This window comes from Portibacter lacus (genome assembly GCF_021533215.1).
In the GTDB taxonomy this organism is placed as follows: domain Bacteria; phylum Bacteroidota; class Bacteroidia; order Chitinophagales; family Saprospiraceae; genus Portibacter; species Portibacter lacus.
Genome location: NZ_JAJNKA010000002.1, coordinates 517,956 through 531,605 on the forward strand (window position 1 = coordinate 517,956; position 13,650 = coordinate 531,605).

General features: G+C 35.9%; 15 protein-coding genes and 1 tRNA gene. 11 read left to right on the forward strand and 5 right to left on the reverse strand.

The genetic code is table 11. The features are described from left to right. The first annotated feature begins 16 nt into the window (after positions 1 to 16). The 5 genes from L2586_RS04585 (at position 17) to L2586_RS04605 (ending at position 4,339) form a co-directional block, all read left to right on the forward strand. Positions 17 to 259, forward strand: a complete 243-nt coding sequence (locus tag L2586_RS04585) for a MoaD/ThiS family protein (RefSeq protein ID WP_235291612.1) — start codon at positions 17 to 19, stop codon at positions 257 to 259. Then, positions 259 to 675 (forward strand): molybdenum cofactor biosynthesis protein MoaE, encoded by a 417-nt coding sequence (locus tag L2586_RS04590; RefSeq protein ID WP_235291613.1) that lies wholly within the window; start codon positions 259 to 261, stop codon positions 673 to 675. The genes L2586_RS04585 and L2586_RS04590 overlap by 1 nt, the downstream gene beginning before the upstream one ends. Before the next feature lie 48 nt (positions 676 to 723). Next, positions 724 to 2,346: a M28 family metallopeptidase gene (locus L2586_RS04595; protein WP_235291614.1), complete on the forward strand. Its 1,623-nt coding sequence runs from the start codon at positions 724 to 726 to the stop codon at positions 2,344 to 2,346. Between the two features lie 130 nt (positions 2,347 to 2,476). Next, on the forward strand, positions 2,477 to 3,895 hold the full coding sequence (locus L2586_RS04600) for a pyridoxal phosphate-dependent decarboxylase family protein (RefSeq protein ID WP_235291615.1): 1,419 nt from the start codon (positions 2,477 to 2,479) through the stop codon (positions 3,893 to 3,895). A 39-nt stretch (positions 3,896 to 3,934) separates the two neighbouring features. Further along, positions 3,935 to 4,339: a DUF1761 domain-containing protein gene (locus L2586_RS04605; RefSeq protein WP_235291616.1), complete on the forward strand. Its 405-nt coding sequence runs from the start codon at positions 3,935 to 3,937 to the stop codon at positions 4,337 to 4,339. A 172-nt stretch (positions 4,340 to 4,511) separates the two neighbouring features. Here the strand turns inward: L2586_RS04605 and L2586_RS04610 are convergent, their stop codons facing one another. Further along, a complete protein-coding gene (locus tag L2586_RS04610) occupies positions 4,512 to 4,994 on the reverse strand; it encodes a methylated-DNA--[protein]-cysteine S-methyltransferase (RefSeq protein ID WP_235291617.1) in 483 nt (160 codons plus the stop codon). Next, on the reverse strand, positions 4,984 to 5,802 hold the full coding sequence (locus tag L2586_RS04615; protein WP_235291618.1) for a M90 metallopeptidase family protein: 819 nt from the start codon (positions 5,800 to 5,802) through the stop codon (positions 4,984 to 4,986). The genes L2586_RS04610 and L2586_RS04615 overlap by 11 nt, the downstream gene beginning before the upstream one ends. A gap of 67 nt (positions 5,803 to 5,869) precedes the next feature. Between L2586_RS04615 and L2586_RS04620 the strand changes: the two genes are divergently transcribed. Together L2586_RS04620 and L2586_RS04625 are read left to right on the forward strand one after the other, a co-directional pair. Then, positions 5,870 to 5,942: transfer RNA gene (locus tag L2586_RS04620), tRNA-Phe, on the forward strand. A gap of 216 nt (positions 5,943 to 6,158) precedes the next feature. After that, positions 6,159 to 7,163 carry a hypothetical protein gene (locus tag L2586_RS04625; RefSeq protein WP_235291619.1) on the forward strand — a complete coding sequence of 335 codons (1,005 nt, stop codon included), beginning with the start codon at positions 6,159 to 6,161 and terminating at the stop codon, positions 7,161 to 7,163. 12 nt (positions 7,164 to 7,175) lie between these two features. Here the strand turns inward: L2586_RS04625 and apaG are convergent, their stop codons facing one another. The 3 genes from apaG to L2586_RS04640 are packed head-to-tail and all read right to left on the reverse strand — an operon-like array spanning position 7,176 to position 9,013. Then, entirely contained in the window at positions 7,176 to 7,562 is a 387-nt protein-coding gene (gene apaG, locus L2586_RS04630) for a Co2+/Mg2+ efflux protein ApaG (protein WP_235291620.1), read from the reverse strand. Further along, positions 7,555 to 8,136, reverse strand: a complete 582-nt coding sequence (gene gmk / locus L2586_RS04635; protein WP_235291621.1) for a guanylate kinase — start codon at positions 8,134 to 8,136, stop codon at positions 7,555 to 7,557. Before gmk ends, apaG begins: the two co-directional genes overlap by 8 nt. A gap of 1 nt (position 8,137) precedes the next feature. Further along, positions 8,138 to 9,013 carry a YicC/YloC family endoribonuclease gene (locus tag L2586_RS04640; protein ID WP_235291622.1) on the reverse strand — a complete coding sequence of 292 codons (876 nt, stop codon included), beginning with the start codon at positions 9,011 to 9,013 and terminating at the stop codon, positions 8,138 to 8,140. A 305-nt stretch (positions 9,014 to 9,318) separates the two neighbouring features. Here L2586_RS04640 and L2586_RS04645 point away from each other — a divergent pair, with 305 nt between their 5' ends. The 4 genes from L2586_RS04645 (at position 9,319) to L2586_RS04660 (ending at position 13,626) form a co-directional block, all read left to right on the forward strand. Continuing rightward, positions 9,319 to 9,633 carry an HU family DNA-binding protein gene (locus L2586_RS04645; protein ID WP_235291623.1) on the forward strand — a complete coding sequence of 105 codons (315 nt, stop codon included), beginning with the start codon at positions 9,319 to 9,321 and terminating at the stop codon, positions 9,631 to 9,633. Between the two features lie 16 nt (positions 9,634 to 9,649). Then, positions 9,650 to 10,429, forward strand: a complete 780-nt coding sequence (locus L2586_RS04650) for a tetratricopeptide repeat protein (RefSeq protein WP_235291624.1) — start codon at positions 9,650 to 9,652, stop codon at positions 10,427 to 10,429. A 253-nt stretch (positions 10,430 to 10,682) separates the two neighbouring features. After that, positions 10,683 to 12,233: an Rne/Rng family ribonuclease gene (locus tag L2586_RS04655; RefSeq protein ID WP_235291625.1), complete on the forward strand. Its 1,551-nt coding sequence runs from the start codon at positions 10,683 to 10,685 to the stop codon at positions 12,231 to 12,233. Positions 12,234 to 12,306: 73 nt separating this feature from the next. After that, complete coding sequence (locus tag L2586_RS04660; RefSeq protein WP_235291626.1) at positions 12,307 to 13,626, forward strand: DUF2851 family protein; 1,320 nt, start codon at positions 12,307 to 12,309, stop codon at positions 13,624 to 13,626. Positions 13,627 to 13,650: the final 24 nt, after the last annotated feature.

Consider the following 13,650-nt stretch of genomic DNA (forward strand, 5'->3'; position numbering starts at 1 on the left):
GTACTAATTTAAAGTTATGAAAATTGATCTACTTGCTTTTGGAATTGCTAAAGATATACTGGGTTATACACAGAGCAGTTATATGGTAGAGCATTCTATAAGCATAGCAGATCTCAAAAAACAATTAAGCAATCAATTTCCATCGTTTGAGAAGTTATCGAAATTTGATATTGCGGTCAATCAAGAATATCAATCTGATGATTTCGAGCTCAGTGAAAATGATGAAGTTGCTATTATTCCACCAGTAAGCGGAGGCTAATGATTAATATTAAACTAACAGATCAGGAACTTTCTCCTTCAGAATGCGAACAACTAATTCTCGATGACCAAGCAGGAGGTCACGTAGTATTTATCGGAACGGTAAGAAATCATACTTCTTCTAAGACTGTAAAATATCTAGATTTTGAGGCTTATGGACCAATGGCCGAGAAAGAAATGCATAAAATTGCAGCAGCGGCAAAAGATCGCTATGACATCTTACACATAGTGATTCATCATCGAACTGGCAAATTAGCTATAGGAGAAATCCCTGTAATTATTGCCGTTTCTTCTGCTCATCGAAAAGCAGCATTTGAAGCATGTGAATTTTGCATTGATACCTTAAAGGAAACGGTACCTATCTGGAAGAAAGAATATTTCGAAGATGGAGAGGTTTGGGTTGCTGCACATCCTTAGCATTTAGTTCATCTATTGTTATTCGCTATATTTACTAAAAAAACCAATATGAAAATTCTAACATTTCTTTTAACCTTGGCATGTATTATATCTTGCTCACCTACTGAAGTTACACCAAGCATTGAACAGAGCACAATTGCTAGACATATGGCTGCACTCGCTTCTGACGAATTTCAAGGTAGAATGCCATGTTCCATCGGAGAAGAAAAGACGGTGGATTATCTTGTTAAGGAAATGAAAGCTATGGGCCTTACTCCTGGAAATGGAGACTCATATCTACAAACGGTCCCACTCCTTGAAATTGATACTAAATTGACCAACGATATGTCTATTTCTACAAAGGCAGGAAAAATGAGTCTTAACCCAGGGACAGACTATGTCGTTCATACTGAGCGTGCGGTAGATAAAGCTGAACTATTAGAATCTGAATTGGTCTTCTGTGGTTTCGGGATAATCTCTGAACAGGACAATTGGAATGATTATGCTGGAATAGACATGAAAGGAAAAACGGCAGTGGTGCTCGTTAATGATCCAGGATTCGGTGGAGAGGATTCTACCTTCTTCAAAGGGAATACGATGACTTATGGTGGTAGATGGAGTACTAAATATGATTTTGCAGATAAAGTGGGAGCAGATGGCTTATTAATCATACACCAGACTTCCATGGCGGGATATCCGTGGTTCGTAGTGCAGAGTTCATGGATGGGTCCTCAGCAGAATCTTGCCGGAATTAATCGGGATAATGATTGTAGCGTGAAGGGCTGGATTACGATAGATAAAGCTCAAGAGCTGTTTAAGAAAAGCGGTGAAGACCTCACAGAAATGATAAAAGCTGCAAGAACACCAGGATTCAAACCAGTTGAATTAGGTGCTACAGTTTCAGTAGAAATGGAAACAACTAATTCAACTTGTGAATCTAGCAATGTGATTGGATATCTTCCAGGCTCAAAGTATCCCGATGAATACATCTTATATACAGCACACTGGGATCATATAGGTACAGGAGACCCTGTGAATGGTGATTCAATCTATAATGGAGCACTCGATAATGCAAGTGGCACATCGACGGTATTAGCTATAAGTGAAATGTTTGCCAATAAAGAAAAAGCACCTGAACGATCTGTCGTCTTTTTATTTGTTACCGCTGAAGAACAAGGATTATTAGGTTCTGAATATTATGCAGAAAATCCACTTTTCCCGCTTGACAAAACAGTTGCTAATCTAAACATGGACGGCGTTAATCCTGCTGGCGCGATGAAAGACCTAAGTATCACTGGAATGGGTTATTCAGATATGGATGACATTGCTGCTGCTGAAGCAAAGAAGCAAGATCGATATACGATAGCTGAACAAGAACCTGAAAAAGGTTATTTTTTCCGCTCAGATCAATTTTCATTTGCGAAAAAAGGTGTACCTGTATTTTATGGTTCTGGAGGTTTTGACCATAAGGAGAAAGGTAAAGAATATGTAAAAGAATTTTCAGAGAATTATATTGCTAAGAGGTACCATGCTCCAGCAGATAATTATGATGCTGACTCATGGAATTTCGAAGGTATGTTGCAAGATGGCCAACTTTACTATAATGTAGGTTCGAAATTGGCGAATTCGCAGCAATGGCCAGAATGGAAATCTGGAAGTGAATTTTCTAGACCGAAAATGATGAAAAACTAAAACTAGGATTTCATTTAGTGGGAATCTAGGTAATATTAGTGCAGGAAATGATAATTGGCTAATTAGTTTCAGTTAAAAACTAAAAACATTTTAGATTAAATGCTAATCTTTGATTTTCAAATTAGCTTTTATGAGTAAATTACTTGACCTCTATAATCCAGATCAATTCGAATCCATCGGGAAGGAGCTTATAACCTTTCTATCGGACTATCTAAGAAAAGCTACCGCAGATAAGATCCCTGTTAATAATTATAAGGATCCAGAACTTGCTCTATCCTCTTGGAAGGAATTTATGAAGAAGGATGCCAGCTTAATAGATTATTTCAAGAAAGTTATTGAAGACTCTATTCATCTGCACAATCCAAATTATATGGGACATCAAGTTAGTGCTCCAGCACCTTTAGCTGCTTTTGGTGGACTGATTTCTGACCTTCTGAACAATGGAATGGCGGTTTACGAAATGGGCGGCGCTTCTAATCCTTTAGAAAAAATGGCGACGGACCTAATTTGTCAAGCAGCAGGTTATGATGAAAATTCAGCGGGTTTTATGACTTCGGGAGGAACGCTAGCAAATCTTACCGCTCTTATAACAGCAAGAAGTGTAAAAACCAATGTCTGGGATGAAGGGAATAGTAATCAGAAACTAGGGATCATGGTCTCTGAACAGGCTCACTATTCTGTAGATCGAGCTGCTAGAATTATGGGGTTAGGCAGTGAGGGAATCATTAAACTTCCTGTAGGAGATGATTACTCCGTCCTTGCTCAAAAATTGACCGAAAAACTAGAAGAAGCTGAAGCTAATGGCATCCATGTGTTCGCAATCGTATCAAGCTCTTGCTCTACCTCTACAGGATCATATGATGAAATAGAAGCGTTCAAAGAATTTGCCCAGATGAATAATATCTGGTTGCATGTAGACGGTGCACATGGAGGATCTGCTATATTTTCTAAGAAATACAAGCATTTACTAAAAGGAGTCGAAAAAGCAGATTCCTTCATTGTCGACTGTCATAAAATGATGATGACGCCGACGCTATGTACAGCTGTGCTTTACAAAAATAGAGCCCATACTTTAGCCACTTTCCGTCAGAAAGCGGAATATCTGTTTGATGAATCGGAGCAGTATGACTGGCATAACTCGGGAAAACGCACCTTCGAATGCACGAAATTGATGATGAGCATTAAAATGATGGCGATTGTAAGACATTCCGGGGCAGAAGTTTTCGAAGAACTGGTGGATACACTCTATGATAATGCAGCAAAGTTTGCACAGATCATTGATGATGATCCCATGTTTGAATTAGCATTACAGCCGCAAGCAAACATCATTTGCTTTCGCTTAATTACTGATTCTCCTGATGAGGTGAATTCAAGAATACGTCAGAAGATATTAGAAGAAGGGAAATTCTATATTGTTCAGACCATACTTAACGGACATGTTTACTTAAGAACTTCTATCATGAATCCGCTGACTACTGAGCATCATTTTCACAATTTGTTAAAAGAAATCAAACGAATCTCGTATATTCAGATTCAACAAACCATGTAAACTTTAGATTTTTTAACAAAACATCTAAATTTCAACTTTATGGAAATTAATTATTTAGCAGTTATCGCTGGGGGAATCGCTGCTTGGGTAATCGGTTCACTTTGGTACAGTCCATTATTATTTGGTAAAGCTTGGCAAAAAGAATTAGGAATGACCGATGACGATTTAAAAGGTGCAAATATGCCCTTGATCTTCGGAACGAGTCTCCTCCTGATGATCATAATGGCTTTCGGAATTGCGCCGATTATTGCTGCACATGGCGATGACATGGCATGGCATCATGGGATGTTTCATGGACTTATGGTGGGTTTAATGTTTATCGCAACTTCGATAGGTATTAACTATTTATACCAAAGAAAAAGCATCAAGCTCTTCTTAATAGATGCAGCTTATCAGATTCTGATCGTTGTAATCGCTGGGCTGATTATTGGTCTTTGGAGATAAGCAAAGGATCGACTAAAGCTATTTCAGAGATAATAAAATCCTTCTTTCAAACCGTAAAGTCAATTAAGTACTTTGCATTAGGAATCACCTTTAAACAAGATGTGGGTGGCCTATTTCTGAAATAGCTTTGAATTATGCAAACATAATATTCTTTCAAAGATGGAAATAGATTCTAGAACAAAACACCATTCACAGAATACTCTTTTGGGTTTTCGAGAGCAAGAAGCTTTCTTTTCACTTCTGTACCATAAGCATAACCAGTAAGCGAACCATCACTCCCGATCACTCGGTGACAAGGAACAATAATAGCGATTGGATTCTTACCATTCGCCATTCCGACGGCTCTTGTTGACTTCGGGTCTCCTAATTTTTTCGCGATATCAAGATAACTAACTGTTCGCCCAAAAGGAATATTTACTAATTCAGCCCAGACCTTTTTATAAAAATCTGACCAACTTTCCAAGTTTAATGGAAGGTCGAAACCTTTGCTTTCTCCGGCAAAGTAAAGATCGAGTTGAGTTTTAGATGCGGTTATGATCGGATTAGGATTAGGAGATTCATCCATTGAACGTACTATGTTCAGGTCAGTAATACCCTTTTCATCTGCTCTTATTCGCAATATCCCAACTGGAGATTCGTAATAATCAATATGCATAATTTAGTATTTGAGCGTAAGTGGCGTATTCTTTAGGCCAATTTACCTTAAATCCCTCATTATTAATAAAAAATGTTGCTAGTGAAATTACTTTTGGATCTAATGAGGTGAAGCCAGTAAGTTTCAAAATGTGATCCTCACTATAAGGAAGAATTAAACTGTAATCTACAGCTTCTACATTATTAAATTCCGAATAAAGGGAGAGTAAAATCTCAGCGTATGCATGGTATGCTATATTATAGTTATCATTAGGCTTACTGATGCTCTGCATTACCGTTTCTAAGGATAGCAAAATCACACCATCTTCTGGATGAATTTCTACGGTGTGGAGAAACTTATTCTGAGGTGTAGGAAAAGGATGATTATAGCAGATAATTCTGTCAAAATCTCCGATTAAAAAATCTTTCAATCCTAAAGTCATCTGAATTCCATGAGCAGCAATTATGGATTTAAAATCTTCAGGAATGCTTTTCTTCTCTTTTAACATCAAACTAAAAGATCTTGCATTTAGATAAAGAGCTAATCGAGTATCGAATTTTAGCCGGTCATTTTGGTCTAAAGTTGAATAAAAGGGAAAAAAATTCTGAAGCCAGATGACAATTTCACGGTCTAATTTGGGTGGAAATTTCTCATCGTACCAATAATTTATCTCCTCTTTTGCGAAAAAAATGGCCAAAACGACCACAAAAAATGGAATTAAGTAAAAAAGATGCTCATCTTTTCCATAATATATTAAATTAATTCCAGTGTACAAACCCCCTAAAACAAAGGGCAAAGCGATTAACATTGAAAATCTTATTCCTCTCATGGTGTAAATTTATTTATATTTTTTTGGGAGTATGAAAAAAGAGCATAAATTTGCAGACCTATTTTGAGGTACCTTAGCTCAGTCGGTAGAGCAATGGACTGAAAATCCATGTGTCCCTGGTTCGATTCCTGGAGGTACCACTTAAGATCCTGATTTCGCAAGAAGTCAGGATTTTTTTTGCCTATTCATGAATTTTGAAAATCCATGCAGAAAGTATACTTTCTACTAGTTCGATTCCTGGAAAATTCTACAAATAAACTTTCACGCCACCCATCTACACATTCGTATTTCTTGAATAGTAATTAACCCTTTCTTCGTCTCTCTTTCAAAACTATCTTGAAGTAAACAAAATACTAATGAAAGATTTAATGGAAAAGTATAAAAGCTTCGCTAAGCCTGCAGCAGAATCCACGGAGAATAAAGTTGCTACAGAAAGTATTATTCCTCCAGAACTATTTAATCCAGAGGAAATGCTTGAATATGTAAAAAAAGCAAAGAAAGCGAACAAATACATTCAACATGCAGATAACACTATCTCAGGAATAGGAAATAAAGGTATAAGATCTACTGCCATGAAATTAGCTCAAAATATCATGAAAGATCAAATGAAAATCAACAACCTTTTTAAAGCTCATCAATTCAGTAAGTATCATAGCAAATTAGATATGCTCGTTCAGAATAAACCTGGTGGATCTAAAATGTTAGGCTCAAAGCTCCAAAAGACCAATAAAGCACTTTCAGGAGCATCATTTGGTATAAACACGATCAAAGCAATAGATGGATTAAAAAACGACGAACAAGGGCAAGCAGTTAAACATAGTGTTGATGCACTTTCGGACGGATTAGGAATGACAAAAAACCCAGTTGCTTTAGCTTTTTCTGGTGGATACGAAGGAATGAAGTTCATTAATGAATCCACCGACAATGCCCTCCCAGATGCTATATATTCAGGTTTTGGATTTAAAGAAATAAAACAAAGTGAAGGCACTGACAACGAAATGAAAATGGAAAAACGTGGCATTTATGACGGCCTACTTGGGATGAAAATCAACAACATCAAAAGCCTAGAACGATACATCAAAAGAATACAAGGTAAAATCACAGGAATAGTTCCTTTCAGAGATGGGCTCATAGAAAACCTAAGCAAAGAAGGCGTAGAGTTGAAACTGCCTAAACTTTTAACTGAAATGCCTGATCTCTCTATTGTAACTAATCCTTGGCCAGCTAATCTTGATCAGCATGTGGATAATCTTCTCATTATAGCAGAGAAAATCCGAGATTATTATGAATCGATCAATTTCCAGTTGAAAATTGTATACCGTATTCATGAAGAACATATGGCGAAGCGTGATCAGAAATAAATGAAACCAATATCAGTTGGCTATATGATCAGCATTTAACTTAAACTCTGGCACCTCAACTTCAAAAATTTGATTTTCCCCTACATTTAACATGGTAAAACTTCCATACATCTTCCCTATCTCTGTATTGATCGGACTCCACGAATCATATTCATAAAATTCTCCAGGTCCGATAACAGGCTGCTTACCGATTACACCGACGCCTTCTACTTCTCTAACTTCACCGAAACCATTGACAATAAACCAATGTCTACTGATTAACTGAACAACCATTTCACTTTGGTTTTCAATTTTTATATGATAAGAATGGACAAATTTACTAAGATGAGGGAAGGAGTGCATCTGCTCATAGCGAGCCTTCGGCTTTACAACAATATCAGGAATTAAAAATCTACTCATCGGTTATACCTAAAAATCCTTCAACAATAAATTCTGCTTCTTTAAAAGTAACTTCTAATAAATCATTCACGAGAATCCTATCAAAGCTATTCTCATAATTCATTTCTCGTTTTACCCTTGCTATTCTTTTCTTAAGACTTTCCTCACTTTCGGTTCTCCTACGTTCTAATCTACTAATCAACGTTTCTATAGAAGGTGGCTTTACAAAAATAGCAAGACAATCATCACCGTACAACTTTTTAATATTAGTTGCACCACGTACATCTATATCAAAAGCAATATGCTTCTTATTTTCCCAAAGTCTAGTAACTTCAGATTTTAATGTGCCGTAAAATTGGTCTTCGTAAACCTCCTCCCATTCTACAAACTCATCATTTTCTGCACGATACCTAAATTCCTCAGGACTCATAAAGTAATAATCCCTCCCATTCTCTTCATGATCTCTTTTTTCTCTAGTTGTAGCTGAAATAGAAAAATCTAAAAAATCATACGTTTTCAATAAGTGTCTTACAATGGTCGTCTTCCCTGCTCCAGAAGGCGCCGTAAACACAAACATCTTACCCTTAAAATCCATATTAGACGATATTCGCTAGCTGTTCTTTAATCTTTTCAAGTTCATTTTTCATGTTTACCACTAATTTCTGAATGTCGGTAAACTGAGCTTTAGCTCCCATGGTATTAATCTCTCTCCCTATTTCCTGAGCGATAAAACTTAATGACCTACCTTTCAAGTCTCCTTCTTTATCTAATTCTTCAATAAAATAGATACAATGCTGAGCTAGTCTAGATTGTTCCTCATTGATATCCATTTTTTCCATATAGAACAAAATCTCTTGCTCCATTCTATTTCGATCTAGATTCGTATTCTGAGTGAAATCCTGCACATTCTTCTGTAGTCTTTGCTTCAGCCTTTCTAATCTCGGAACTTCGAATTCCTCTATTCCACTTCTGAACCTCTCTATTTCTTGAACTCTTTCTCTTAGATCTTCCTTAGTTGCCTCTCCTTCTACAGCTCTAAATTTTGTAAGGCCTTCTATTGCTTCTAAGGTCAATTTTTTAATCACCTTATACTCTTCTTCCTCCATTTCAGATCCTTCAGCTTGAACAACATTAGGAATTCTCAGAATAGCTTGAACATAATCCGTGGGTGGTATTCCCATTTCACCTTCTAGCTGCTTTAACTGATTATAGTAAGTTATGAACAAGTTTTTATTGATACATGCATCTGATTGAGTGCCATTATCATCGGTAGAAATGGATAAATCAAACTTACCTCTTAGTGCTTTATCCGTAACTAATTTTCGAAGTTCCAATTCCTTTTCACGATAGCTAAGTGGTAGTTTACAACGAATATCAGTTGTTTTTCCATTGAGCGATCGAATCTCAACCGTTATTGTCTTTTCTTTATAGTGGCCTTGCGCTCTGCCATACCCCGTCATTGATAATACCATATTGCTAATTTTGTGTAAAGATAATTAATGGAGGTAGATTGTGTAATTAAATATATTGATGACATCATAGATCTATACCTCAATTAAGATAAAATTAAATACCTAACCCCAAGAGACATCGAGCTTTAAGCCTGTAATTACCTCATTAAAAGGCGATTATAAAACAGAAGGGATTAAACAATAAATAAATAAATCTTTTAAAAAGAGCAGGTTTTTTTTCCTTAAATGAATAATTTTGCGAAATTTGCAATCCCTAAAAAAAAGGGGCATATATTTCATAACTATTTATAAACCAAATATTAATAATGAGGAAAGCCGATTTAGTGTCGTCGATATCAGAAAAAACAGGGGTACCTAAAGTTGATGTGTTGGTTACTTTAGAAATGTTTTTCAAAGAGGTGAAATCATCTTTAGGAGGTGGAGAAGATGTATTTATAAGAGGTTTCGGATCTTTCAAGATTAAAAAGAGAGCTAAGAAAATAGGAAGACATATAAAGAAACAAAAAGCAATAGAAATACCAGAACATTATATCCCGTCGTTTAAGCCTTCTAAAGCATTCGTAGAACATGTGAAAGCAAATGTTACGAGCCTGCCTAAGGATTCTAATGATGATGATTAATTAAAAAAGATAAGACATGAACAAAAGTCACTACTTAACTATTGGAGTGTTTACCATTTTGTTCCTTGTGTTGTATTTTGGTTTTGATACAAAACCACATGATATATTGCTCGCTGAAAAGTCTCGAGCAAATTTAATTGAAACAACGAATATTCAGAATCTACTGACGACAGCTCGCGAAGAAATGAGAGCAGATCAAATGGGGATTATTGATGCCATGAACATGAGAGTCGAAGCAGCACAAACAGACAGTGCTAGAGTTGAAGAGTTTAAAAACTTATCTTCTGCTTGGTATCAAAATGAATATTATGGCATTGCTGGATACTATGCTGAAGAAATTGCAAAAATTAATAATGACGAATTAAGTTGGTCCATTGCAGGAACAACTTATGCCGCAGGAATTAAAAATGCAAAAGATCAGAAGGTAAAAGATTTTTGTGTTGAGAAATCAAGGAAGGCATTAGAGAATGCAATTTCAATTAATCCAACAAATTTGAACCATAAAATCAACCTTGCTGTTACATATGCAGAACAGCCTTTAGCTGAAAACCCTATGAAAGGGATTTTGATGCTGTTGGATCTTAATAAGCAGAGTCCAGAAAATGTTACTGTGTTATTTCAGTTAGCGAGACTAGGATTACAGACAGGCCAGTATGATAAGGCAATCGAACGTATAGAAAAAGCGTTAAGTATTGATCCTAACAATCAAAGAATTATTTGTTTAGCTGTAGAAGCTTATACAAATGTAGGTAATCAGCAGAAAGCCGATGCTTACAAAAGTAAATGTGAATTATAAAAAATAAAAAATAAAAGACTATGCCTTGCGGTAAAAAAAGAAAAAGACATAAGATCTCTACTCATAAAAGAAAAAAGAGATTACGTAAAAACAGACACAAGAAGAAGAAATAATTTTTTTCGGTCAGCAGATTCAGTTCTGCTGACCTTCTTTCGTTTCGTCTAATCCATAATATCTTTCTGTAAAAACTTCCCTTAAGGGTTTTAGACATTGTTTAATGTGTACCGAATGAGGTGCCACTAAAAACTGTACCGTGCAGAAAGATTTAATAATTGATGTGAGTCCCAGCAAAGTGGACATTGCATTGCTCGAAGAGGGAAAACTCGTCGAGCTACACAAACAAAAAGCAGATAGCAACTTTACTGTTGGAGATATATTTCTAGGTTCTATTAAGAAAACTATGCCTGGACTTAATGCTGCTTTTGTAGATATAGGCCATCGAAAAGATGCTTTTCTACATTACACCGACTTAGGACCACAATTGAAATCACTTAACAAATTTGTTAAGGAGACGCGTTCTAAGAAACAAACTACTCATCTCCTTGATCAATTCGAGAAGGAAAAAGATATCTTTAAATCAGGAAAAATAGATCAGGTTCTTAAGAAAAGAGATCTTGTCCTTGTTCAGGTTTTAAAAGAACCTATTTCTACGAAAGGTCCTAGACTTACTTGTGAAATAACCATTCCTGGAAGATTTGTAGTTTTAACTCCTTTTTACAATAACGTTTCTGTTTCCAAAAAAGTAAGTAATCCCGAAGAAAGAAAAAGACTTCACACTTTAGTCGAAAGTATAAAACCGAAAAACTTCGGAATTATCATTCGAACTGCAGCTGAAGGCAAGAAAGTTGCTGATCTACATGAAGAAATCAGTGGCCTAATGGAAACTTGGAAAGGCATGTGGAATTCACTAAAAACTGCTAAAGTAACTTCGAAATTAGTCAGTGAATTAGACAAATCAAGCAGCATCTTAAGAGATATTCTAAGTGATTCTTTTAGTAAGGTTGTGGTAAACGACATGGAAACTTATGAAACGCTTAAAACGTTTCTGGAAACTTCCGCACCCAAACTTGCTAAAATACTTTCCCTCTATAAGTCAAACAAGCCGATATATGATACTTTCGGTGTTTCTAGACAAATAAAATCTTCCTTCGGAAAGACCTCAACCATGAGTAGTGGTGCCTATCTAGTGATAGAGCACACGGAAGCTATGCATGTCATAGATGTGAATAGTGGACCTAAAATGCAACGGAAAGATCAAGAGACTTCAGCATTAATGGTCAACATGGAATCGGCTAAGGAAATTGCTCGACAGTTACGACTTAGAGATATCGGAGGAATTATCTTGATTGACTTTATAGATATGCGAAAGCAAGAAAATAAAGTGACGCTTTACAAAGCCATGAAAGATTACATGGAAGGAGACAGAGCACAGCATACCATTCTGCCTTTAAGTAAGTTCGGATTGATGCAGATCACGCGTCAAAGAACAAGGCCAGAAGTAAGTGTAGACACCTCTGAATTATGCCCGACTTGTCAAGGATCTGGAAAAGTAAATTCAACTGTTCTAATTACAGATGATATAGATCGTGATCTTAATTACATCATGACTTCTAGACCCAAAAGCAAGGTTACACTGCATGTTCATCCATTTGTATATGCCTACTTGAAGAAGGGAATAAAAAGTCATCAACGAAGATGGTATTTCAAGTATAGTAGATGGGTAAAGTTAGTTAGTGAGTTTGAATTTGGACTTAATCAATACGTCTTTTATGACAATCATGATGATGAAATTCGACTAGATTAAAATTTCTAGCGTTTTCTAAAGGACATATTTCCATTTTTTTACACTAGTAGTTATGAACATCTAAATCATAACTATGGTAACTTTTCAAGAAGACTTACTCCACTACGTCTGGAAACTAAGATATTTTGATTTCGAAAATTTAAAAACCGTGAACGGAGAATCTGTAGAGATTCTCCATCCTGGTTTTCACAATTTTGATGCTGGTCCTGATTTCAGCGCTGGCAAGATTAAAATTGGATCCACTATTTGGAATGGAAACATCGAATTACATTTAAGAGCATCAGACTGGGTACGTCATGCACATTACAATGATGATGCTTATGATAACGTAATCTTACATGTTGTTTATGACAATGATGAAGTTATCCTTCGCAAAAATGGTTCTACTATTCCATGCATTACTTTAAAGAATAGGATCGATCCAGAGATTTTTGATAGATATCACTACTTAAGCGAAAACAAAAGCTGGGTTCCTTGTGAAAATTTAGTCACTGAAGTCGAAGAAATACAGAAACAAATATGGCTGGAAAGGTTGTTTGTTGCTAGACTAGAAGAGAAAAGCAAGAAAATTAGCGAGTTACTAGATTTCAGTAAGCATAATTGGGAGTATGTATTGTTTATCATGCTTGGGAGATATTTCGGTTCTAGTATCAATTCTGATGCATTCGAATCTTTGTGCAAAAGCATCAACTTATTTACGATTTATAAAAACAGAGATAACACACTGTTAGTAGAATCACTATTATTTGGCCAAGCTGGATTCTTAAAAGGAGAATTTAAAGATCCATATCCTAATACACTGAAAAACGAATATAAATTCATAAAACATAAATACAAATTAGATCCTATTCCCCTAAAATTATGGAAGTTTTTCAGGTTAAGACCTTCTAATTTTCCGACTATTAGAATTGCTCAGTTTGCTGCGTTAATCAATAAAAAACAATCCTTATTCAATTTCATCCTAGAGGCCAACAATCTCGATGAGCTCTACACGATTTTTGACATTTCTACAGAATCATATTGGGAAACCCACTACATGTTTGATAAAGAGTCGACTTTTTCCAGCAAAAATATCGGCAAAGGGTTTCAGAACATCATTTTAATCAATGCCGTTATTCCACTCATTTTCATTTACGGAAAGTTAAGACAAGAACAAAAATATATAGATAAGGCTATCGCCTTCATGCAGGAAATTCCTCCTGAACGAAACAAGGTAATTTCAAAGTGGAAAAAACTAAAATTCAAAGTTTCCAATGCTGCTGATACACAAGCACTAATTCATTTGAAAAAAGAATTCTGTGATCGTCATCGATGCTTACAATGTGCCATCGGACATCAGGTTTTAAAGGAAGACTACCCAGTATATGGACTAATGTACCATGCTATTGATTAATGATCAGCACTACAAAAGTCGGTC

Excerpts from the sequence above, each read along its gene's own strand:
- L2586_RS04645 (WP_235291623.1), top strand. The coding sequence starts at position 9,319 with ATGAGGAAAGCCGATTTAGTGTCGTCGATATCAGAAAAAACAGGGGTA.
- L2586_RS04595 (WP_235291614.1), top strand. The coding sequence starts at position 724 with ATGAAAATTCTAACATTTCTTTTAACCTTGGCATGTATTATATCTTGC.
- L2586_RS04625 (WP_235291619.1), top strand. The coding sequence starts at position 6,159 with ATGAAAGATTTAATGGAAAAGTATAAAAGCTTCGCTAAGCCTGCAGCA.
- apaG (WP_235291620.1), bottom strand. The coding sequence starts at position 7,562 with ATGAGTAGATTTTTAATTCCTGATATTGTTGTAAAGCCGAAGGCTCGC.
- L2586_RS04650 (WP_235291624.1), top strand. The coding sequence starts at position 9,650 with ATGAACAAAAGTCACTACTTAACTATTGGAGTGTTTACCATTTTGTTC.
- L2586_RS04610 (WP_235291617.1), bottom strand. The coding sequence starts at position 4,994 with ATGCATATTGATTATTACGAATCTCCAGTTGGGATATTGCGAATAAGA.
- L2586_RS04660 (WP_235291626.1), top strand. The coding sequence starts at position 12,307 with ATGGTAACTTTTCAAGAAGACTTACTCCACTACGTCTGGAAACTAAGA.
- L2586_RS04640 (WP_235291622.1), bottom strand. The coding sequence starts at position 9,013 with ATGGTATTATCAATGACGGGGTATGGCAGAGCGCAAGGCCACTATAAA.
- gmk (WP_235291621.1), bottom strand. The coding sequence starts at position 8,136 with ATGGATTTTAAGGGTAAGATGTTTGTGTTTACGGCGCCTTCTGGAGCA.
- L2586_RS04605 (WP_235291616.1), top strand. The coding sequence starts at position 3,935 with ATGGAAATTAATTATTTAGCAGTTATCGCTGGGGGAATCGCTGCTTGG.
- L2586_RS04600 (WP_235291615.1), top strand. The coding sequence starts at position 2,477 with ATGAGTAAATTACTTGACCTCTATAATCCAGATCAATTCGAATCCATC.
- L2586_RS04585 (WP_235291612.1), top strand. The coding sequence starts at position 17 with ATGAAAATTGATCTACTTGCTTTTGGAATTGCTAAAGATATACTGGGT.
- L2586_RS04615 (WP_235291618.1), bottom strand. The coding sequence starts at position 5,802 with ATGAGAGGAATAAGATTTTCAATGTTAATCGCTTTGCCCTTTGTTTTA.
- L2586_RS04590 (WP_235291613.1), top strand. The coding sequence starts at position 259 with ATGATTAATATTAAACTAACAGATCAGGAACTTTCTCCTTCAGAATGC.